This window comes from Nonomuraea sp. NPDC003214 (assembly GCF_053590035.1).
Genome location: NZ_JBSFSX010000005.1, coordinates 618,028 through 638,420 on the forward strand (window position 1 = coordinate 618,028; position 20,393 = coordinate 638,420).

General features: G+C 74.8%; 24 protein-coding genes. 6 read left to right on the plus strand and 18 right to left on the minus strand.

Features of this window, described 5'->3' with window-relative positions; genetic code table 11:
- Window positions 1-25: 25 nt before the first annotated feature.
- On the minus strand, window positions 26-1,195 hold the full coding sequence (locus ACWDXC_RS18585; RefSeq protein WP_449983219.1) for a geranylgeranyl reductase family protein: 1,170 nt from the start codon (window positions 1,193-1,195) through the stop codon (window positions 26-28).
- Window positions 1,196-1,283: 88 nt separating this feature from the next.
- Window positions 1,284-1,745 carry a MarR family winged helix-turn-helix transcriptional regulator gene (locus tag ACWDXC_RS18590; protein ID WP_449983222.1) on the minus strand — a complete coding sequence of 154 codons (462 nt, stop codon included), beginning with the start codon at window positions 1,743-1,745 and terminating at the stop codon, window positions 1,284-1,286.
- Window positions 1,746-1,808: 63 nt separating this feature from the next.
- Here ACWDXC_RS18590 and ACWDXC_RS18595 point away from each other — a divergent pair, with 63 nt between their 5' ends.
- A complete protein-coding gene (locus ACWDXC_RS18595; RefSeq protein ID WP_449983225.1) occupies window positions 1,809-2,930 on the plus strand; it encodes an FAD-dependent monooxygenase in 1,122 nt (373 codons plus the stop codon).
- A gap of 9 nt (window positions 2,931-2,939) precedes the next feature.
- Here ACWDXC_RS18595 and ACWDXC_RS18600 read toward each other — a convergent pair whose 3' ends face one another.
- Window positions 2,940-3,776: a helix-turn-helix transcriptional regulator gene (locus ACWDXC_RS18600; protein WP_449983228.1), complete on the minus strand. Its 837-nt coding sequence runs from the start codon at window positions 3,774-3,776 to the stop codon at window positions 2,940-2,942.
- 100 nt (window positions 3,777-3,876) lie between these two features.
- Between ACWDXC_RS18600 and ACWDXC_RS18605 the strand changes: the two genes are divergently transcribed.
- On the plus strand, window positions 3,877-4,878 hold the full coding sequence (locus ACWDXC_RS18605) for an aldo/keto reductase (RefSeq protein ID WP_449983231.1): 1,002 nt from the start codon (window positions 3,877-3,879) through the stop codon (window positions 4,876-4,878).
- Window positions 4,879-4,922: 44 nt separating this feature from the next.
- Window positions 4,923-5,510, plus strand: a complete 588-nt coding sequence (locus ACWDXC_RS18610) for a histidine phosphatase family protein (protein WP_449983234.1) — start codon at window positions 4,923-4,925, stop codon at window positions 5,508-5,510.
- 57 nt (window positions 5,511-5,567) lie between these two features.
- Here the strand turns inward: ACWDXC_RS18610 and ACWDXC_RS18615 are convergent, their stop codons facing one another.
- From ACWDXC_RS18615 to ACWDXC_RS18675, 13 genes are all read right to left on the minus strand, one after another.
- Window positions 5,568-7,076 carry a pyruvate, phosphate dikinase gene (locus ACWDXC_RS18615; RefSeq protein ID WP_449983237.1) on the minus strand — a complete coding sequence of 503 codons (1,509 nt, stop codon included), beginning with the start codon at window positions 7,074-7,076 and terminating at the stop codon, window positions 5,568-5,570.
- Window positions 7,073-7,708: a transcriptional regulator gene (locus ACWDXC_RS18620; RefSeq protein ID WP_449983240.1), complete on the minus strand. Its 636-nt coding sequence runs from the start codon at window positions 7,706-7,708 to the stop codon at window positions 7,073-7,075. Before ACWDXC_RS18620 ends, ACWDXC_RS18615 begins: the two co-directional genes overlap by 4 nt.
- Window positions 7,705-8,814 (minus strand): TetR/AcrR family transcriptional regulator, encoded by a 1,110-nt coding sequence (locus tag ACWDXC_RS18625; protein ID WP_449983242.1) that lies wholly within the window; start codon window positions 8,812-8,814, stop codon window positions 7,705-7,707. The genes ACWDXC_RS18620 and ACWDXC_RS18625 overlap by 4 nt, the downstream gene beginning before the upstream one ends.
- A 79-nt stretch (window positions 8,815-8,893) precedes the next feature.
- A complete protein-coding gene (locus ACWDXC_RS18630; protein WP_449983245.1) occupies window positions 8,894-9,316 on the minus strand; it encodes a S26 family signal peptidase in 423 nt (140 codons plus the stop codon).
- On the minus strand, window positions 9,313-11,169 hold the full coding sequence (locus ACWDXC_RS18635; protein WP_449983248.1) for an ABC transporter ATP-binding protein: 1,857 nt from the start codon (window positions 11,167-11,169) through the stop codon (window positions 9,313-9,315). The genes ACWDXC_RS18630 and ACWDXC_RS18635 overlap by 4 nt, the downstream gene beginning before the upstream one ends.
- Window positions 11,166-11,801: a peroxiredoxin family protein gene (locus tag ACWDXC_RS18640; RefSeq protein ID WP_449983250.1), complete on the minus strand. Its 636-nt coding sequence runs from the start codon at window positions 11,799-11,801 to the stop codon at window positions 11,166-11,168. Before ACWDXC_RS18640 ends, ACWDXC_RS18635 begins: the two co-directional genes overlap by 4 nt.
- A gap of 22 nt (window positions 11,802-11,823) precedes the next feature.
- The gene (locus tag ACWDXC_RS18645; protein WP_449983253.1) at window positions 11,824-12,360 is read right to left on the minus strand and encodes a MauE/DoxX family redox-associated membrane protein; all 537 of its coding nucleotides are present in this window, start codon (window positions 12,358-12,360) and stop codon (window positions 11,824-11,826) included.
- An 86-nt stretch (window positions 12,361-12,446) separates the two neighbouring features.
- On the minus strand, window positions 12,447-12,650 hold the full coding sequence (locus tag ACWDXC_RS18650) for a hypothetical protein (protein WP_219510097.1): 204 nt from the start codon (window positions 12,648-12,650) through the stop codon (window positions 12,447-12,449).
- A 117-nt stretch (window positions 12,651-12,767) separates the two neighbouring features.
- Window positions 12,768-13,289 carry a TlpA disulfide reductase family protein gene (locus tag ACWDXC_RS18655; protein ID WP_449983256.1) on the minus strand — a complete coding sequence of 174 codons (522 nt, stop codon included), beginning with the start codon at window positions 13,287-13,289 and terminating at the stop codon, window positions 12,768-12,770.
- 219 nt (window positions 13,290-13,508) lie between these two features.
- On the minus strand, window positions 13,509-13,895 hold the full coding sequence (locus ACWDXC_RS18660) for a VOC family protein (RefSeq protein ID WP_449983259.1): 387 nt from the start codon (window positions 13,893-13,895) through the stop codon (window positions 13,509-13,511).
- On the minus strand, window positions 13,892-14,185 hold the full coding sequence (locus ACWDXC_RS18665) for an ArsR/SmtB family transcription factor (RefSeq protein WP_364182618.1): 294 nt from the start codon (window positions 14,183-14,185) through the stop codon (window positions 13,892-13,894). The genes ACWDXC_RS18660 and ACWDXC_RS18665 overlap by 4 nt, the downstream gene beginning before the upstream one ends.
- 41 nt (window positions 14,186-14,226) lie before the next feature.
- Window positions 14,227-14,895, minus strand: coding sequence for a response regulator (locus ACWDXC_RS18670; RefSeq protein ID WP_449983263.1), 669 nt, complete (start codon window positions 14,893-14,895; stop codon window positions 14,227-14,229).
- A complete protein-coding gene (locus ACWDXC_RS18675; protein ID WP_449983265.1) occupies window positions 14,892-16,001 on the minus strand; it encodes a sensor histidine kinase in 1,110 nt (369 codons plus the stop codon). Before ACWDXC_RS18675 ends, ACWDXC_RS18670 begins: the two co-directional genes overlap by 4 nt.
- Window positions 16,002-16,113: 112 nt before the next feature.
- Here ACWDXC_RS18675 and ACWDXC_RS18680 point away from each other — a divergent pair, with 112 nt between their 5' ends.
- On the plus strand, window positions 16,114-17,049 hold the full coding sequence (locus ACWDXC_RS18680; protein ID WP_449983268.1) for an ABC transporter ATP-binding protein: 936 nt from the start codon (window positions 16,114-16,116) through the stop codon (window positions 17,047-17,049).
- The gene (locus ACWDXC_RS18685; RefSeq protein WP_449983271.1) at window positions 17,046-17,810 is read left to right on the plus strand and encodes an ABC transporter permease; all 765 of its coding nucleotides are present in this window, start codon (window positions 17,046-17,048) and stop codon (window positions 17,808-17,810) included. The genes ACWDXC_RS18680 and ACWDXC_RS18685 overlap by 4 nt, the downstream gene beginning before the upstream one ends.
- Before the next feature lie 5 nt (window positions 17,811-17,815).
- Here the strand turns inward: ACWDXC_RS18685 and ACWDXC_RS18690 are convergent, their stop codons facing one another.
- Window positions 17,816-18,799 (minus strand): endonuclease/exonuclease/phosphatase family protein, encoded by a 984-nt coding sequence (locus ACWDXC_RS18690; protein WP_449983274.1) that lies wholly within the window; start codon window positions 18,797-18,799, stop codon window positions 17,816-17,818.
- Window positions 18,800-18,863: 64 nt separating this feature from the next.
- Window positions 18,864-19,781 (minus strand): glycoside hydrolase family 16 protein, encoded by a 918-nt coding sequence (locus ACWDXC_RS18695; protein ID WP_449983276.1) that lies wholly within the window; start codon window positions 19,779-19,781, stop codon window positions 18,864-18,866.
- A gap of 133 nt (window positions 19,782-19,914) precedes the next feature.
- Between ACWDXC_RS18695 and ACWDXC_RS18700 the strand changes: the two genes are divergently transcribed.
- A complete protein-coding gene (locus ACWDXC_RS18700; RefSeq protein WP_449983279.1) occupies window positions 19,915-20,385 on the plus strand; it encodes a TspO/MBR family protein in 471 nt (156 codons plus the stop codon).
- The last annotated feature ends 8 nt before the right edge of the window (window positions 20,386-20,393 follow it).

Sequence of the window (20,393 nt, forward strand, 5' to 3'; positions counted from 1 at the left end):
GCGTGTCCTCTCTGTCGGCGGGCGTTCAGGCCAGGCGGCCGAACGCCCGCAGGGCCGCGCGGGCCACTGGATGGCGGACCAGCGCGGGGATCGTCGTCTCGCCGTTGACGTAGCGGTCGAACATCCGCCAGACCGGCGGCACCCTGGTCAGAGCGCCGTGCACGAGGCCGGGACGCCGCATGAACAGGTTCATGACCTGCCGGGAGGCCGCCATCTCGGCGCCGAGCGTGGCAGTCACCGTACGGGTGTAGTCGTCGGCGGCCCGGGTGACGGCGGCGTCGTCGTCGGCGGCGGCGATCAGCGCGGCCGCCTCGCCCGCCCAGGCGCCGGAGCGCAACGCGAACGAGATGCCCTCGCGTGACCAGGGGTCGCACAGTCCCGCCGCGTCACCGGCCACGACGACGCGGCCCCGGGCGAGCGGAGAGTCGGGGTGGCGGCAGCGCGTCAGGTGGCCGGTGTCGTGCAGCGGCTCGGCCTCGGCGAGCCCGTGGCGCGTGAGGAAGTCGCGCAGGTAGGCGCGGGTGGCCTCGCCCTGGCCGCGGGAGGCGACCACGCCGGCGGTGCAGATGTCGCCCTTGGGGAACACCCAGCCGAACGAGCCCGGCAGCGGCCCCCACTCGATGAGCATCCGCCCGCGCCAGCGGGCCGCCGCGTCGTCGCCGACCGGCACCTCGGCCTCCAGCGCCAGGTCGATCTGCTCGCAGCGCACCCCGACGTGCCCGGCGATCCGGCCGGCGCTGCCGTCCGCGCCGACCAGGGCCCGGGCGCGGATCGTCTCACCCCGCGAGGTCCGTACGCTGACCAGCCCGTCGTCCTCCAGCCCGGCGATCGGCGTGCCGTCGCGGACCTGGGCGCCCGCGTCGGCGGCGGCGACGGTGAGGGCGGCGTCCAGCTCGTCGCGGAACACCATCTGGATCGGCTGCTCCCCGGCGGAGGTGAGCGCGCGGCGCCTGCGGCCCTCCCAGGTGAACTCGAACGTCCGGGCGACGTCCCGGACCCGGACCGGCAGGCCGTCGGGCAGCGCCGCCCGGGCGCCGCCGATCAGGCCCCCGCCGCACGTCTTGTAGCGCGGGATGGTGGCACGTTCCAGCAGCAGCACCGCGCATCCCGCCTCGGCCGCCACGCGGGCCGCCGTGGCGCCCGCGGGACCGGCGCCGACGACCACCACGTCCCAGACTCCGTGGATGGCGATCACCCCCTCCTTCCGGACGGTAACCGTCCGTGAGGAGCCGCCGGAACGCCCGGGAAGGCGAAGGGTTGATAACCGGAGAGTGACGAATTGATTACGGAGAGTGTTCGATGCCCTCGCGCAGCTCCCTGGTCGCCGAGCGGTAGGCGCGGGCGACGCCGCCGAGCATGCCCAGCATCAGTGGCACCTGCTCCGGCGAGTAGTGTGCGGCGATCTTCTCCAGGTGCCGCTCGGAGGCGATCCGGGTGGCGTGGTAGGCGGCCATGCCCTCCTCGATCAGCTCCACGGTGACCGTGCGGCGGTCGCGGCGGCCGCGCACCCGCCGCACGTAGCCGGCCTTCTCCAGCCGGTCGATGAGCCGGGTCGTGGAGGCGGACGGCAGGCCCAGCTCCTCGGCGATCGCCCCGACCGCGAGGGGGCCGCGCATCTCCAGCAGGATGAGGGCGGCCACGTCCGCGTGGTGCACGCCGAGCCGGTCGGCGACGGCCTCGATGTGCAGCATGACCGCGATCAGGAACTCGCGGAAGATGTCCTCTTCTGGATGCTTGTCGGTCACCCGGCCCAATGTACTTCACATCGATGTATCTTTGAATCGGAGAGATTCCGGTTTGGAGAGATAATGGACGTTCTTGTCATCGGCGCGGGAGTGGGCGGCCTGGCCGTCGCCCGGAGCCTGCTGGCCACCGGGCACCGGGTGCGGATCTTCGAACGGGCCGAGTCCATGCGGACCGGCGGGGCGGGGCTGAGCATCTTCAGCAACGGCGCCGCCGTGCTGCACGACCTCGGCGTCAGCCTCGACGGCGCGGGCGGGAGGTTCGACCGCATCGACGCGATGACGTCGGACGGCCGGCTCCGCCTCCGCTCCGACATGGCCCACGCGGAGGCGCGCTACGGCTTCGCCAACAAGTCGGTCTCGCGCCGCGTCGTGCTCGAACGCCTGGCCGAGGGGCTGCCCGGCGACCTGATCCGTTTCGGCACGGGCTGCCGCGGCGTCACCCAGGACGCCGACCGGGTCACCGCCGTCTTCGACGACGGCTCGACCGCCACGGGTGACCTGCTCGTCGGCGCCGACGGCCACCACTCCGTCGTCCGGCGCGAGCTGTGGGGAGACGTGCCCATCCGGACGGCCGCCTTCGGCACCTGGCAGGCGCTCAGCCGGATCGACATCGACCTGGCCCGCACCCACGTGCACCTCATGATCACCGGCCGGGAGGGCGCGTGCGGGCTCATCCCGGCGGGCGACGGGAACCTGCAGTGGTGGTTCGACGTGCGGTGGAAGCCCGGCGACCCGCGCCCCGCCGCGCCGCTCGCCGAGCTGAGGCGGCGCTTCGGCCACTGGGCCTCGCCGGTGCCCGAGGTGCTCGCCCAGGCGTCCGAGTCCGACCTGGACTTCTTCGGCCACCACTGGCAGAAGGTGCGCCGCGAGTGGGGCAAGGGCCGCGTCACCCTGGTCGGCGACGCCGCCCACCTCATGCCGCCGACCCTCGGGCAGGGCGCCAACCAGACGTTCGAGGACGCCTGGGTGCTCGGGCGCGAACTCGCCAAGGGCGGCGACGTGGCGCAACGGCTGCGCGCCTACGAACGGGCCCGCTACAAGCACGTCTCCCTGGTGTCCAGCCTGGCCCGGCGCAGCCCGGCCAACTGGCGGATCCCGCCGGTGATCGGGCGGCTGTTCTCCGAGACGTCGCAGAGCGGGATGCTCGCCCGGTTCAGCAACCGGCTCACGGCCGCCGCCCCCTGAGCGCCGCCGTCACCGGGCCGGTCGCAGGTCCTGCGTCCCGATGACGCGCAGCAGGTCGAGCTTCTCCTTCGCGTCGGTGCCCTCGGTCGGGAAGAACGCCAGCACCTTGAGGTCCGCCTCGGGAGTGAGCAGGACCTCGCACGTCAGGTGCAGCAGCCCGACCTCCGGGTGCGCGAACCGCTTGCGGTCGAACCGGCGCACCGCCACCTCGTGCCGCTCCCACAGCTCGCGGAACTCGGCGCTGCGCCTGAGCAGCCCGCGCACCAGCCGGACCACGTCCTCCTCGCCGGCGCGGCGCGCGTACGTCGCCCGCAGGTCGGCGACGTGCGCCTGCGAGTGGCGCGGCCAGTCCTCCTCCGGGAAGCGGTCGCGCGCACCCGGCTCGGTGAACCACCGCCAGATGATCTGCGCCTGCCCGGGGTGGCGCGGGCCGAGCACGACGTCGGCGAGCGCGTTCTGCCACAGGACCTCGTTCAGGTCGGTGCAGATGCACACCGGCACGTCGGTGAGCCGGTCGGCCAGGCTGATCAGGCCGGGCCGGATGTGCCGGCCGGCCCGGCGCGCCGGGGGAGCGAGCCCGGCCAGATGGTAGAGGTGGTCGCGCTCGTCCAGGTCGCAGCGGAGCGCCCGCGCCAGCGAGGCCACGATCGGCTCCGACGGGTTCGCGCCGCGCCGCTGCTCCAGCCGGGCGTAGTAGTCGGCGGACATGCCGGCGAGCTGCGCCACCTCGTCCCGCCGCAGCCCCGGCGTCCGGCGCCGCACGCCGGCCGGCAGGCCCACGTCCGCGGGGCGCAGCAGCTCGCGGCGCCGGCGGAGGAAGTCGGCGAGCCCGGCACGGTCGATCACGCCTCCAGTCTAGGGACGAGGCCGCGCCCAGCCAGGGACGGCCTGTCCCTGGCTGGGCCGTGCCTGGCTGCGCCGCGCGGCGGTGCGCACAGTGGGAGGCATGACGACGAAGACCCAGCTCACCTCCCGCCGCCTCGGCCGCACCGGCCCCGCCGTCTCCTCGCCCGGCCTCGGCGCGATGGGCCTGTCCGGCGCGTACGGGCCCGTGCGCGACGACGACGGCGTACGCGTCCTGCACGCCTACCTGGACGCCGGCGGCACCCTCCTGGACACCGGCGACTTCTACGGATCCGGGCACAACGAACTGCTGATCCGGCGCGCGCTGGCCGGGCGGGACCGGGACGAGGTCGTGTTCTCGGTCAAGTTCGGCGCCCTGCGCGGCCCCGACGGGAGCCACGCCGGGTTCGACGCCCGCCCCGCCGCCGTGCGGAACTTCCTGACGTACTCGCTCCGGCGGCTCGGCGTCGACCACGTCGACGTCTACCGCCCGGCCAGGCTCGACCCGGCCGTCCCCGTCGAGGAGACCGTCGGCGCCATCGCCGAGCTGGTCGAGCAGGGGTACGTGCGGCACGTCGGCCTGAGCGAGGTCTGCGCCGCGACCATCCGCCGCGCCGCGGCCGTCGCCCCCATCTGTGACGTGCAGCTGGAGTACTCGCTGTTCAGCCGGGGGATCGAGGACGAGATCCTGCCCGCGTGCCGCGAGCTCGGCATCGGCGTCACCGCGTACGGGGTGCTGTCGCGCGGCCTCATCGGCGGCGGGACCACCGGCGGCATGCGGGCGGCGTCGCCGCGCTTCCAGGACGGCAACCGCGAGCACAACGCCGCGCTGGCCGCGCGGCTGGCGGACCTGGCCGCCGCGAAGGGCGCCACGATCGCGCAACTGGCGATCGCGTGGGTCGCCTCCCGCGGCGAGGACATCGTGCCCGTCGTGGGCGCGCGGCGCCTCGACCAGGTCGGCGCGCTGGTCGACAGCGTCCGCGTCTCCCTCGGCGATGACGAGCTCGCCCGGATCGAGGAGCTGATCCCGCGCGACGCCGCCAAGGGCGACCGCTACCCCAGCAGGCACATGGCCGACCTGGACAGCGAACGACCGCTAGGATGATGCCATCATCTGAATGTTGACAGCATCGGAAAAGGCGGGCGGGCATGGCGACAAGGCATCTGTACGTGGCGAGACACGGGTCGGCGGACGCGTTCGGGACGCTCACCGACGTGGGCCACCGGCAGTCCGAGCTGCTGGGGGACCGCCTCGCCGCCCTGCCGGTCGACGCCGTGTGGCACTCGCCGCTGCCACGCGCCGTCCGGTGCGCGGAGATCGTCGGCGGGCGCCTGCCCGGCGTCCCCGTACGCGAGGCCGCCGAGCTGGTGGACCACGTGCCGCACGTGCCCGAGGAGATGCCCGCCGAGTGGGCGGGGTTCTTCGACGGGTACGACCCCGCCGAGGCGGCCGAGGGCGCGAGGCTCGCGGCGGCGCTGATCGGCCGGTTCGCCAGGCCCGCCGAGACCGAGACCCACGAGGTCCTGATCACGCACGCCTACCAGGTGGCCTGGCTGGTGCGGCACGCCCTCGACGCGCCCCCGGCCCGCTGGCTGGGCCTCAACTGCGGCAACGCCGCGCTCACCGCGATCGACTTCCACGACCGCGCCGCCCCGGCGGTGCTGCTCTACAACGACATGGGCCACCTCCCGCCGGACCTCCGCTGGACCGGCTTCGGCCCCCGCATCCGCCCCTGAGCCCGCGCGCCCCCGGCGGGGGCCGGGGGGCTCAGGGCGTACGGGACCGGCCGGCCCTCAGGGGGTGCGGAGGGCGGCGTGGGCGGCGGCGAGGCGGGCGGCCTCGTCGCCGGCGGGGTCGCCGCCCGACACGTCGTCCGCCCAGGCGAGCAGGCGGCGCAGGTGGGGGCCGGCTTCGTCGGTGGAGACCGGGGCGGAGCCGAGGGCGACCTCGCCGCCGGAGCCGTCGATCGTGACGAGCGCGCCCTCCTCGATGACCCGGCCCCCCGCCGTCACCGACCCGGCGCCGACGACCAGCCCGGCGACGCCGACGACGGCGGGCTTGCCCATCGACCGGGCGACGACCGCCGCGTGGCTGGCGGGCCCGCCGCGCGCGGTGACGATCCCCGCCGCGGCGGCCAGGCCGCGCATGTCGTGCGGCGACGTCTCCGGCCGCACGAGGATGACCGGCCCCGAGGCGGCCATCCGCACCGCCGCCTCGGTCGACGTCGCCACCCTCCCGGCCGCCACGCCCGGGCACGCGCCCACGCCCCGGGCCACGACGGCGGCCCGCGCCGAGGCCGCCAGGCGCGGCGTGCGCACGTGCCGGAGCTGCTGCGGCGACACCCGCAGCAGCGCCTCCCGCCGGCTGATCAGCCCCTCGCCGGCCAGCTCGGTGGCGACGCGGACGGCGGCCCCGCCGGTGAGCCCGCCGGGCCGGACCTGCAGCATCCACAGCTCCCCGGCCTGGAAGGTGAACTCGGCGTAGCACGCGTCCCGGTAGTGCCGCTCGACCCGGCGCAGCGCGTCGGCCAGCGCGGCCCACACGGCGGGCTCCCGGCCGGCCAGCTCGCGCAGCGGGAGGGTGAGCGACCGGCCGGAGACGACGTCCTCGCCCTGGTGGCCGAAGAGCACGTCGCCGAACGGGGTGTTCTCGCCCGTGGTGGGGTCGCGGCTGAAGGCGACCCCGGTGCCGCTGCGGCCGTCGCGGTTGCCGTACACCATCGCCTGCACGATCACGGCCGTGCCGAGGTCGTGCGGGATGTCGTGCAGCTCACGGTACGTGCGCGCCCGCGGCGTGTCCCACGAGGCGAAGACGGTCTGGACCGCGAGCTCGAGCTGCGCGGCGGGGTCGCCGGGGATCGCCAGGCCCGCGTCGCCGGTGGCGGCGGCGAGGCTCGCCAGGAACCGCCGCCGCGAGTCCTCGGCGAACCGGACGTCGCCGGTCTCGGCCGCCAGCCCGGCCGCCGCCTCGGCGGTGAGGCCCAGGTTGAGCACGGTGTGCATCATGCCGGGCATCGACACGCCCGCCCCGGAGCGCACCGACACGGCCAGCGGGATCCCCGGCCCGCCGAACCGGCGTCCCGTCGCCGCCTCCAGGTCGCGTACGGCGCTCGCGAGCTCGTCGGCGAGCCCGACGGGCAGCCGGCCGTCGCGCAGGAACGCCCGGCACGCCTCGGTGGTGACCACGAACCCGGCGGGGACCGGCAGCCCGAGCCGGTGCAGCGTCACGAGGCCGTGCGCCTTGGCGCCGATGACGGCGGCGCTCTCCCCGGTCCGCGCGGAGAGCGGGCGGATCCACCTCATCGGGGGATCCCCAGCGTCACGAGCAGGTCCTCGTGCAGCTCGGCCCACACCGCGTGGTAGGAGGCGGTGCCGTCGGCCAGGTAGCGCCGTTCCCCCGCCCGGGCCCGGCCGAGCGCCTCGGCGAGCCGGACCCGGTAGCGGCCGAAGCGCGGCAGCGCCCCGGCCAGGTCGGCGCAGACGGCCTCGGCCCGCCGGTCGAGGTCCTCGAACCGGGCGACGACGCGGGCGTCGTAGGACGGGTCGCTGTGGTCGTTGGCGGCCAGGACGCCGTCGACGGGCCGGAGCTGCCAGGCGGCGCAGAGGTCGAGCAGCTCGGGGTTGAGCACGAGGAAGCGCTCGAACGCGGCGAGCAGCGCGGGACGGGTCCCGGCCGACTCCAGCTCGGCGGCGATCCGCTCGGCGTTCGCGGCGCGGCCGGCGTCGGTCAGCCCCCACGCGGCGAAGGCGCCGGACGTGCGCGTGACCAGCCCGGCGACGGCGAGGTCGATCAGCTCGGACTCGGTGGTGGCCTCGTCCAGGCCGGTGGCCGCGGCCAGCCGCTCGACGGCGCACCAGCCGGCGCAGCGCAGCGTGTGCAGCAGCACCGCGCCGTGCTCGATTCCGGGGAGCCCGGTCCCGTGGAGCCCGCTCATGCGCCGGCCCCCCGAGGGTCGTGCGCGCTCTCGCCGGTGGCCGCGGCGTAGGCGGCGCCCCGGCCCTGGCTGCGGGCGACGACCATGCCGTCGCGGACCCGTACGGCCGCTTCCGTCTGGTCGTCGTACCCGTTCACGCCGAGGGCGGCGGCGGCCACCGCGCCGTCGCTCACGATCAGGCGTACGTGCCCCCACGCCTCGGGCGTGAACACGCGGCGCAGGCACGCGGCGAGGTCGCTGACCCGGAGCCGGACGAGGCTGCCGGTCTCGGCCGGGTCGGCGGTGACGACGGCCACCGTGACCTGCTCGCCGGGCCGGGCCGAGCGCACGGCCTCCTCGGCGGCCGACAGGCGCCGCGCGCCCAGCGCCACGACGAGGCCGTCGGCGCCCAGGTCGGCGGGGCTTCCGGTGAGGTGGTCGAGCAGCCCGGTGGGCGGGTCCCACGGCTCCCGGCACCGCTCGGCGAGCCCGACGAAGGTCAGGTACGGCGGGTCCCAGGTGTCGCCGAGGCCGCGCTCGCCCGCCAGCCCGGCCAGGTGCTCGCAGGCGAGCGCCCGGTCGAACGGGTCGCCGAAGCCGGGCGCCAGCTCGGCCATGAGGCCGGAGCCGTTGAGCATGGTCAGCACCAGCTCGGCCAGGCGGACGCGGCGCGGGGCGCGGGGGTCGGACTCGCACGACTCCAGGCCGAGGGCGAGCAGCAGCGCCTCCAGGCGGGCGAGCTGCGCCAGCACGGCGCGGCCCGGCTCGTCGTCGACGACGCCCACGAGCGAGCGCAGTTGCAGGCGGCCGCCGGCGGCGGGGTCGTCGACGAGGGGCAGCCGCTCCAGCCACGTCCTGGCGAACGCGCCGAGCGCGCCCGGCAGCGACGCGGCGGGGCTGGGCGCGGCCGGGGGCGCGTTCTCCACCAGGTCGACGAGCACGGCCAGGTAGAGCGCGCGCTTGCTGGGGAAGTTCGAGTAGACGGCGCCGCGGGTGAGGTCGGTCCGCTCGGCGATCCGGTCGACCTTGGCCGCCGCGTAACCGTGCTCCACGAACTCCTCCCGCGCCGCCGCCAGCACCGCCGCGCGCGTGCGCGCCTGCTGCTGGGCGCGTGTCAGCCGGACCATCGCCACACCTCTCCTCCGACGACTGCAATCCAAATGTTCATGCAATCCAGATGATAGCGTCATCCGAGATGTGGTGGGGTCATCGTGACAGCCGTAGCAGCATCACCCCGTACATCAGCTCCGCCGGGCAGAGCCCCCACTGCTTGGAGTCCTCCGAGCCCGGATGCTCCCCGAGCAGCACCAGTGCCCCCGGCGGCACCCGGTCCGGGAGCCCGGCAGGCGCCCACGGCGGCATCGGGTCGCCGGGCGCCGCGGCGACCCGCTTGACGTACCAGCCGGCCCCGGCGGTCCCGGCCCAGCCCGTGCCCGGCGCGGGCCGTCGCACGACCACGATCCGGCCCGCCCGCACCCGGCGACGGCCGCGCAGCACCAGCAGGACGTCCCCGTCGGACAGGACCGGCGACATGCTGCCGCCCCGCACGGTCACCGTGGACAGCAGCAGCCGCGCCGCCACCGCGCCCCCGGCCAGCAGGACCACCGCGCAGGTCAGGAACAGGCTCACTCGGCGGCCACCGGGTCCTCGCGGTAGCCCGCCGCCTGGGTGCGGAACAGCCGGGCGTACGCGCCGTCCGGCGACGCGGTGAGCGAGGCGTGGTCGCCGCTCTCCAGCACGCGGCCGTCCTGCACGACGACGATCCGGTCGGCCCGGCGCACGGCGCTCAGCCGGTGGGAGACCAGCACGCTCGTGGAGCCCGCGCGCAGCTCCCGCAGCCGGTCGTGGACCGCCGCCTCGGCCTCCGCGTCGAGGCCGGAGCTGGGCTCGTCCAGGATCATCAGGTCGCGGCCCTGCCGCATCAGGCCGCGCGCCAGCGCCAGGCGCTGCCACTGCCCTCCCGACAGGTGCACGCCGCTCGCCGGGCCGTCGCCGTCGTCCTCCTCGCCCGCGTGGAAGACCCGGCTCAGCAGCGTCCCGTAGCCCGACGGCAGCCGTTCGACGACCTCGTGGACCCCGGCCCGCCGGGCGGCGGCGCGGATCCGGTCCCGGTCGCCGAGCGCGGCCAGGTCGCCCAGGCCGATGTTCTCGGCGGCGGTCAGGTCGTAGTCCATGTAGTCCTGGAACACCGCGCCGATCCGCTCGCGCAGCCGCGCCACCGGGACGTCCCGCACGTCCACGCCGTCCCACAGGATGCTGCCGCGCTGCGGGTCGTAGAAGCGGCAGAGCAGCTTGACGAGCGTGCTCTTGCCGGCGCCGTTCAGCCCGACGATCGCCACGCTCGTCCCGTACGGGATGGTCAGGCTCAGCCCGCGCAGCACCCACGGCGAGTCCTCGCCGTAGCGGAACCACACGTCGCGCAGCTCGATCCCGCGCGCGAGCGGGGCGAGCCCGCGCGGCCGGGCGGGCACGGGCAGGTCGTCCGCGACCCCCGTCACCGCCAGGTAGTGGTGGAAGACCAGCGCCGACTGGTGCCCGGCGGCGATGCCCTGCACCAGGGCCGCCAGCCCCGACTGGACCCCGGCCAGCGACGCGATGAAGATCGACACGTCGCCGACGCCGATGCTCCCGCCCGCCGCGGCGTGCACCGCCCACACCAGCCCGCCGGCCGACAGCAGCGCGCCGAGCACGGCGAGGGACACCTGGACGCGCACCACGCCGCCCTCCAGCCGGTCCTCCGCGCGGTTGGCGGCGCGCAGCTCGGTGAGCATCCGGCCCTTCAGGAAGCCGCCCAGCCCGAACAGGCGCACCTCCTTCGCCGCCTGCAGATCCGTGAGCAGCATCTGGTAGAAGAGCTTGCGCCGCATGCCGGGGCTCGTCCGCCACATCAGGCCCGCCCGCCGCCTGCTCAGCGCCAGGTGGGCGGCCATCGCCGGGGCGGCGGCCAGCACCGCGACCCCCGCCATGACCGGGCTGATCGCCACCAGCGCGCCCAGGAACCCGAGGACGCCGAGCGCCCCCTGCACCGTGGCCAGGCCCATCTGGACGAGCTGGTCCGGGGCGTGCTCGGCCGACTGCTGGGCCAGCCGCAGCCGGTCGTGGAAGCGCGGGTCCTCCAGCCGCGCCAGGCCGCTCATCCCGTTGACGGCCTCGAACAGCCGGTCGTGCGACCGCAGCCCGATGGCCCGCCGGGCGCGCCCCTGCGCGTACGCGGTGACGGCGGAGGTCGTGGCCAGCGCCACACCCAGGGCGCCGATCCCGGCCGCCACCCACACCAGCGCGCCCGCCCTGGGGAAGGGGGAGGCGAGCTCGTCGAGCGCGACCTTGGTCAGCCAGGCGGCGGCCACCGGGGCCGTGCCGCCGACCACCGCCGTGACGCCCTGCACGAGCAGCATGCCGGGGCAGGACCGCCAGGCCAGGGCGTACGCGGCCGCCATCGCGCGCAGGATGGAGACGCCCTCCGCGCCGTCGCCGCCCCTCACCGCGCCGCCGTCTCCCCGTCCCGCATGTCCATCCGTACGCCGTCCCGTAAGTCCCGTACGTCGTCCAGCGCGGCGAGGCCGACGCCGGCCGTCACGGCGATGCCGTCGGCGTCGTAGTGGGCGAACCCGGGGTAGTAGCGTGCCCCGAACCGGGCCCCGACCGGCGCGTCGAGGAACTCGGGCACCACGTGGTCGGCGAGGTCGCGCAGCCGGGCGGCCAGCTCGCTCCCGGCCGCGTCGACGCCGACGACCGTGGCCAGCACCCGGCCGCCCGCCTCGCGGACGCGCCGCGCGCGCTCGGCGAAGGCGGGCAGGCTGTCGTCGCAGCCCGAGCAGTCCAGCGACAGGAACGCCACCAGCACGGGCCGGCCGATCAGCGTCTCGCGGGTGACCGCCGAACCGTCGGCGGCGACGGCGGAGAACGCGGGCATCCGGCTGCCCGGCGCGATGCCCAGATCCGGCGCGCCGTCGTGGCCGTGGTGATCGTGGTGGCCATGGTGATCGTGGTGGTCGTGGGCGTCCGGCGGGGAGCTCGTCAGGCTCCGCCAGCGGCGTACCAGGGCCAGGGTAAGCACCGCGTTCAGCGCGGTGATCGCCGTGACCAGGACGAGTCCTGCGGCAAGGTGTTCCACGGAGGTCCCTTCCGGCGCCGCCTCAGCGGCCCCCGGCCGACGAGGGAGAGGCGAAGAGCGAGGCGAGGTCGTCGACGAAGACGATCAGGGCGGTGAGCACGCCGGCGGAGACCACGGCCAGCACGATCCCGGGCACGCCGGACGGCACCCCGCCGCCCGCCGGGAGCGTCACGGCCGCGCCCGTGACCGCCGCCGCCAGGAGCACCGCGTTGCGGGCGATGTGCCGGACGCCGAGCGGCGCCTGGCTCGCGCCGAAGCAGGCGCAGGTCACCCGCTTGCCGCGCGCCACGACCAGCACCGGGACGGCCGTCAGCCCGAGACAGAGCGCCGTCGCGGCCACGAACCCCGCCGTGACCGTGGGCGGCAGCGCCAGCAGGAGCGCGACCAGCAGCTCGGCGGCCGGGACCAGCACGGCCAGCGGCCCGCGCAGCCGCGCCGGGACGACGTCGAAGCCCGCCAGCGAGGCGGCGAACACCCGCGGGGAGCGCAGCTTGGCCACCGCCGCGAGCGCCAGCACCGCCACCAGGGTGAGACGGCAGGCGAGCGAAACGTACAGCACGAAAGCTCCAGGAAGCTCCGGGAAAGGGGGCACGCGCGCGGCCGCTCTGGCGGGTGCGGCCGCGCGCGTTCAGCTCACGCGGGGGATCAGCAGTAGTTGTGGCTGTAGCTGTACCAGGCGCCGCAGTGCTTCACGCAGGCGCCGTTGAGCGAGCAGGTGCGGCCGAAGCACACGCCGCCCTGGACCTTGTACTCCATCCACGACTCGGGGGTGCATCCGGCGTCGGCGGTGGCCTTGGGGAGCAGGGTCTCGACCGCGCGGGTGACACGCCGGGTCAGGCTCTGGATCATGCCTCTCCTCTGGGGTGAGTGGATCGGTTCTCCGCACGCGGGCTCCGGACCACGGATAGGGGGTGTTCACCGTGGCCGGCAGCCCGCGCGGGCTTGGGGGGCGGCCTCCGGGAGGCGCTAGGGGGCGACCAGCTCGGTCCGCAGGGCGGCGACGCCCGCGCCCGCCGTGGTGACCACGCCGTCGGGTCCGTACCACGCGTAGGTCGGGTAGTTCCTGGCGCCGTAGCGCCGGGACAGCTCGGCGCGCGCGTCCTCGGCGATCACGAGGTCGACCGTGTCGCGGAGCATCGCGGCCAGCTCGCTGCGGGCCGCGTCGTCGCCGTGCACGACCGCCAGGGAGATCCCCCCGGCGGCGCGCAGCCGCTCGGCGTGCGCGGCGAACAGCGGCACCGCCGTGACGCACGCCTCGCACGTGAGCGAGAAGAATCCGACCAGGGACTCCTTTCCGAGCAGCGTGCGCTCGGTCACCGTGGCGCCGTCGAGGGCTTCGGCGGAGAAACTCGGAATTCGATCGATGGTCCGGACGATTCCCCGGCCGCCCGCGCCTCCGGCCGGTCCCAGCTCGCGCCACCGGCGGAGCAGGACCAGCAGGATCGCGAGGTTGACCAGGCCGATCACGCCGACGAATACCAGTCCCACGACAGCGAAAATCACGACAGGCGTCCTCCGAGCCTAGGGGCATCGGTGGCGGGGGCCACGCGTCGATGATCTATCAAAAAGAACGTGACCGCAATGCCCAGTTTGGGGTGGAGTTTCCGCCTGTCAAATGCGGAGTTTGGATATCGGGGACGAGTGGGTAAGAAATCTTTTCCGCATTTACGCCTGCCGTCGCCCGGCCGGGGGAGGCCGGGCGCGGGGTCACTTGCTGTGCGCGATCTGGATGAGGTTGCCGCAGGTGTCGTCCAGGACGGCCGTGGTGACCGGGCCCATCTCCAGGGGCTCCTGGGTGAAGGTGACGCCGAGCGCGCGCAGCCGTTCGAACTCGGCGGTCACGTCGTCCACGGCGAACGACGCGGCCGGGATGCCGTCGGCGGCCAGCGCCGCCTTGTAGGGCTTCACGGCGGGGTGGCCGTCGGGCTCCAGCAGCAGCTCGGTGCCGTCGGGGGCCTCGGGCGAGACGACGGTGAGCCAGCGGTCCCCGCCCAGCGGCACGTCGTTCTTCTTCACGAAGCCGAGCACGTCGGTGTAGAAGCGCAGCGCCTTCTCCTGGTCGTCGACGAAGACGCTCGTCAGGTGGATCCTCATGGGTTCTCCTCAGGTGTGCGGGGCTTGAGCCATCGGGTCATGGCGCGCTCAAGCGGTTCGGTGTCGAGGTCGTGGAACTTGTAGCGGCCCTGGCGGCGCGTCCGGACCAGGCCGGCCGACTCCAGGACGGCCAGATGCTGGCTGATCGCCTGGCGGGTCAGGCCCGATCCGTGCTCGGTCACCAGGCGCGCGCAGATCTCGAACAGCGTCTGGCCGTCCCGTTGCACCAGCGCGTCGAGGATGCGCCGGCGGGTGGGATCGGCCAGGGCCTTGAAGACATCATCCGCCATGCGCCCCACAATAGGCAAGTCGCCACTTGCCTATCAAGCGGTCAGCCGAGGAGGTCGGCGTGCAGGGCGCGCAGCACCGCGTTCGTCCGGTCGCGCGCCCCCAGCTTGAGCAGCACGGTCGAGACGTGGTTCTTGACCGTGCCCTCGGCCAGGAACAGCGCCTGCGCGATCTCCCGGTTGCTGTAGCCCTCCGCGACCAGCCGCAGCACCTCCAGCTCCCGCTCGGTGAGCGGCTGGACGGCGGGCAGGCCGGCCCCGTCCGGCGGACGGCGGCGGCGCACCGCCCGCATGAGCCGGTCGGTGATCGACGGCGAGATCAGCGTCCCCCCTCCGGCCAGCACCCGGATGGCCCCGGTCAGCCGCTCCAGCGTCACGTCCTTCAGCAGGTAGCCGCCCGCGCCCGCGCGCATCGCGTCCAGCACGAGCGTGTCGTCGTCGAACGTGGTCAGCACGAGCACCGGCGGCGCGCCGCCCGCCCGCTCGCGCAGCGCGTCGAGCGTCCAGAGGCCGTCGTGACGCGGCATGCGCAGGTCGAGCAGGACGACGTCCGGGGCGTGCTCCTCGATCGCCGCCAGCGCCGCCATGCCGTCGTCGGCCTCCCCGGCCACCTCGATGTCCTCGGTCAGGTCGAGGAGGCTGCGGATGCCATGCCGGACCAGCGTCTGGTCGTCGACGACGATCACCCGGATCACCTGGGTCACCCCGGTCACCGCCCCGGCACCGTGGCGGTCACGCGGAACCCGGAGCTGCCGTCGAACCGCACCTGGCCGCCCACGGCGTCGACGCGCTCGCGCAGGCCGCGCAGCCCGTTGCCGAGCCGCAGCAGCGGGCTGCCGCGCCCGTCGTCGGCCGAGGTGAGCCGGACGCCCCCGTCGGGCGCGCTCTCGATCCGGACGCGCAGCGAGGTCGCCCCGGCGTGCCGGATCGTGTTGGTGACGATCTCCTGCACGACGCGGACGAGCGTCAGCGTCACCTCCTCGCAGGGCCGCACGTCGTCGTCGATCCGCAGGTCGACGTCCAGCCCGGGGATGTCGCGCACCACGGCGCGCAGCGACGCGCGCAGCTCGGGGGCGTCGGCGCGGAGCCGGCCCACGGTGGCGCGCACGTCGCTCAGCAGCGTGCGGGCCACCTCGCCGGCGCGTTCGACATGGGCGCGGGCGGCGTCGCCCTCCTGGTGGCGGGCGACCTCCAGCTCCAGCGTGAGCGCGGTGAGCTGGTGCCCCATGAGGTCGTGCAGCTCGCGGGAGATGCGCAGGCGTTCGTGGGCGCGGGCGGTGTCGGCCAGGATGACGCTCGCCGCGCGCAGCTCGACGTGCGCCTCGGCCAGCTCGCGGCGCATCCGCTGCTCCCGGAGGATCGACAGCGAGCTGAGCAGCCCCGCCACCTGGATCAGCAGGTAGAGCAGCGTCTGCAGGCCGATGGAGGTGGCATCGGCGCCGGCCAGGCCCGCGGTCACGGCGATGACGACGCTGTTGAGCGCGATCACCGCCGGGGCGGCCCAGGGCGGGGCCACGTACGCGCCCATGGTCGCGGTGCAGACCAGCAGGATCGGCAGCCATCCGGCGTTCGGCGCGGTCAGCAGCGTCAGCCAGCCCAGCACGATCGACGCGCCGTAGCAGGCCCGCGACAGCAGGGGGCGGCTGTCCTCCCAGAGCGCGGCGCCCATCAGCGTGGCCAGCAGGAGCGCGAACTGCACCCCCCACACCGGCAGCGGGACGCGCGTCCCGGCCGCGCCGAGCAGCGTCGGGCTGCCCACCGCGACACACACCAGCAGCATCGCCAGGCCCGCCCACGTGTCCGGCTCGATTCGCCGCATGACGCCACTGTAATGGCGACTCCCGGCAGGCCGGGGGTGCCGAAAGTCATGGCCGCCGATGCTGACGATCGGCACGGGCGCCGGTGGGCGGCCCCCGCCTAACGTCCGGGACATGTCATCAACGCCCGCCGTCGAGGCGGAACGACTGCACAAGCGCTACGGGCCCAAGGTCGCCGTCGAGGACGTCAGCCTGACGATCGACGCCGGGGAGATCTTCGGCATCCTCGGACGCAACGGGGCGGGCAAGACGACCACCGTGGAGCTGATCGCCGGGCTGCGGCGGCCCGACCGCGGCGCCGTCCGCGTCCTCGGCCTGGACGCCCGGCGCGACCGGGCCCGGCTGCGCCAGGTCCTCGGCGTCCAGTTGCAGGACGCCACCCTGCACGCCGCGCTCACCGTGTCCGAGCTGGTCCGCCTGTACGCGACCTTCTACCGCGACCCGGTGCCGGCCGGGGAGCTGATCGAGTCGGTCGGCCTGACCGCCTCGGCCCGCAACCGGTTCGAGAGCCTGTCCGGCGGCCAGCAGCAGCGGCTGTCGATCGCGCTCGCCCTCGTCGGGCGGCCCCGCGTGGTGATCCTCGACGAGCTCACCACCGGGCTCGACCCCGAGGCGCGCCGCCAGATGTGGTCCACCGTCGAGCGGATGCGCGACTCCGGCGTGACCATCCTGCTCGTCAGCCACGCGATGGAGGAGGTCGAGCGGCTGTGCGACCGGGTCGCGCTGCTCGACGCGGGCCGGGTCGTCGCCCTCGGCTCGCCTGCCGGGCTCGTCGAACGCGCCGGGTTCGCCCAGCGGATCACCTTCCACGCGGCGACGCCCGTACCGGAGGGCCTGCTGGAAGGGGTTCCCGGCGTCGAGCGGGTGCGCGCCGACGGCGGCCGGGTCGTCGTCGAGGGGCACGGCGAGCTGCTGCAGGCCGTCAGCGTCGCGCTCGTGCGCGCCGGCGTCGTGGCCACCGGGACCCGCAGCGAGCGGGCCGGGCTGGAGGACGCGTTCGTCGCGCTGACCGGGCACCGGCTCGGCGCCGAGGAGGAGGACGCCCGATGACCGACGTCACCGCGCACCGGCCGGGCCCGCGCGCCTTCGCCACGCTGCTGGTCTGCGAGCTCAAGATGGTGGCCCGCGACACCGCCGGGCTGATCGTGCCGATCGGCCTGCCGATGCTCATCCTGGTGATGAACGCCTCCGCCGCCGGGGGTCAGAGCGTCGGCAACGGCCGCACCGCGCTCGACGTGTACGTGCTGCCGCTGGTGTTCACGATGGTCGCGGCCACCACCGGCGTCGTCAACATGCCGAGCTTCCTGGCCTACTACCGGCGCAGCGGCATCCTGCGCCGCCTCGGCGTGACGCCCGCCTCGCCGCTGATGGTGCTGGTCGCGCAGGGCGCGGTCGGGGTGGCGCAGATCGCCGTGGGCATCGCCGCCGCCTGGGTGCTCGCCCTGCTGGCCTTCGGCGCGAACCCGCCCGTGCGCGCGGGCGCCGCTGTCGGCGTGCTGGCGCTGATGGTGGCCGCCATGTACGCCGCCGGGCTGATCGTCGCGGCGCTGTCGCCCACGCCGAACTCCGCCGTGGCGATCGGCCTGACCCTGTTCTTCCTGCTGGGGGCCACCGGCGGCATGTTCGGCGGGCGCGACAGCCTGCCGGGGCCGGTCGCCGCGGTGGGGGAGTGGCTGCCGTTCGGCGCCGGGGTCGAGGCGCTGTCGGCGGCCTGGGCGGGCGCCCCGGTGCAGGGCGCCCACCTGATCGGCCTGGCCGGCTGCGTCGTCGTGGGGACGGCCGTCGCCTCAGCCTTCTTCCGCTGGGACTGACCCGCTCACGGCTTGCTGAGCTTGATCAGGAGGGCGTCGTGGTCGGTGTGCGTCATCCCGAACGTGGAGCGGCCGGTGAAGGCGAAGTCGTTGCTGAAGATCACGTGCTGGACGTCGCCGTCGCCCTTGCGGACGTTGCCCGCGGGCACGCACTTCTGGACGTTCTCCGGGTCGGAGGTGTCGTACTCCAGGTTGAAGTCACCGCCGACGACCGTCTTGCCGGAGATGCCCTCCTCCGACCTGATGTACGGCACGGCGTCGAACATCAGCGCCCGGCACTGCGCCAGCGCGATCGCCTCGCTCGCCGCGCTCAGGTGGGTGGCGCACGACAGGTGGTCGCCGATCGCGTACGCGCAGGCGAACGTGCGCGCCTCGTTGCCGCTGTCCTGCGTCGTGTACTGGCCGGCCCAGCCTTCGGCCCCCTGCCACAGGTCCGCGGGGACCCGGCCGAGCACCGCGTTGCCGTACGTGCCGCCGTTCGTGCAGGTGATCGGCTGGCCGGTGGCCTTGTTGAGCGCCGGCTGGAAGACGGAGTACGTCCAGTCGTCCGGCCACGCCTCGGCCAGCGACGGCTGCAGGTAGTCCGGCAGGTCGACGGAGCAGATCTCGTTCAGCGTCACCAGGTCGGGGGCCAGCACGTAGATCAGGTCGCCGCCCTCGAAGACGGCCTGCCCGTCGGCGTAGCAGGCGGCCTTGCCGCTGTTGCACAGGTTGAGCTGGAGCTCGTGGAACGCCCGCGCGGCCCGCGCCCGCTGCGGCGAGGCGGTCCTGGCCGTGCCGCCGCGGGCCTTCGCGGTCAGCTCCGCGGCCTTGGCGCCCATCGGCGGGAGGCTCGTGACGGCCAGCGGCTCCACCTTCACGGGCGCGGCCCCGGCGGCGCCCGCGGCGCCCGGCGAGGTCATGGCGAGGACCAGCGCGGACGCCGCCGTCAGGGCGGTCACCAGGCGGCGGGCCAGTCGGCGGGCGGGTCGGCGGTGTGCGAGTTTCACGAGCACTTCCTCCATCTGTCGTGTGACGTGGCGGGAAATGACGGTGATGATCGGACCGGTGCCGCTACCAGGCGCGGGTGCGCCCCACCCACACGTTCCGGGCGCGCAGCAGGGTGTCGCCGGTGGGCCCCGGCAGCTGGTCGGCCCAGCCGGCGTCGCCGGGCCCGTCCAGCCCGGAGGCGTACGAGCCCATCTGCAGGTTGATGATGAGGCGCTGCGGGACGCCGGCCCAGTTCCTGCCCCGGTGGGTGGCCACCCACGTGCCGTCGAGGTAGTAGTCGATCATGACGTCGGGGCCCTGCTTGTACATCCACACCCGGTACGTGTGCCAGGCCGCCGGGTCGGCGACGGGGACCTTCGCCCGGGTGACGAAGTGGTCGCCGCCGGACTCCTCGCCCTCGTCGCCGCTGGAGGTCTTGTTCCAGGTGTTGAAGAGGTTCGTGGAGTCGCCCACGTACTCCAGGATGTCGCTCTCCGGCGGCCACGCCGGCCACTCGCCGGTCGTCCAGAACGCCGGCCAGACGCCCGGCCCGGTCTGCGCGCTGAACTCGCCCTCGATGTCGTACTCGGGGAACTGGTCGTCGACCAGGATCAGCTCCTTGGCGTGGACGGCGCCCGAGCGGTACCAGAGCGGGGCGTGCGGCGCGTGGGGGCTGGTGCCCTGAGCCGCCGCGAGCCGGGTCGCCGTCAGGGTGAGCACGCCTCCCGACAGCGCGATCTGGTCGGCGTGCATCAGCGCGGCGCCGTTGTGCGTGTCCGCGTCGCCGTCCCACGGGTAGAGGCGGTTCCACTCCTGGTCGAACGCGGCCCAGCTGCTGAAGGAGGACTTCTCGATGATGTTCTCCCACGTCGCCTCGGCGCGGCGGGGCCGGGGGCCGGGCGGTGAGGCGGCGGCCCGCGCCCCGGTGGGGAGGGCGGCCAGCCCCAGGGACAGGCCGCAGACGGTCAGGAGCCGACGCCGGTCGATGCCACGCTCAGCCATGGTTCCCTTCACCGGGGGTCAGTGATCATGGTCAACCGGCATAAGTATGCCCCAGGATGTGCGGTTCCGCGAGAGGGGGATCGCCGGCCCCTGACCGAGGTGCGGGAGCGCGGTCCGAGGGCAGGAGGTCGCCATGAGAGGGAAACTCCTGCTGAAGACCGCACTCGGGGTCACCGCCGCCGCCGTCGCCGGAACGCTCGCCACCGACGCGCGCTCCGCCTGGTACCGGCGGCTGGCGAAACCGTCGTGGCAGCCCCCGCCGCAGGCGTTCGGCCTGGTGTGGACGCCCCTGTACGGGCTCATCACCTACGCCGGCGCCCGGGCCCTGTCGAACGGGCGGGAGGAGGACCGGCGGGCGTTCCGCGGCGCGCTGGCCGCCAACCTGCTCCTCAACGCCGCCTGGCCGGCCCTGTTCTTCCGGGCGCACGCTCCGCGCGCGGCGCTCGCCGAGATCGCCGTGCTGAACGCCTCCAACGCGCTGCTCGTCCGCCGGGGCTGGGCGGCCGACCGCCGCGCCGGGCTGCTCCTGCTGCCCTACGCCGGATGGACGCTGTTCGCCACCGCGCTCAACGCCGCCATCGCCCGCAAGAACCCCGGAGCCTGAACAGCCGG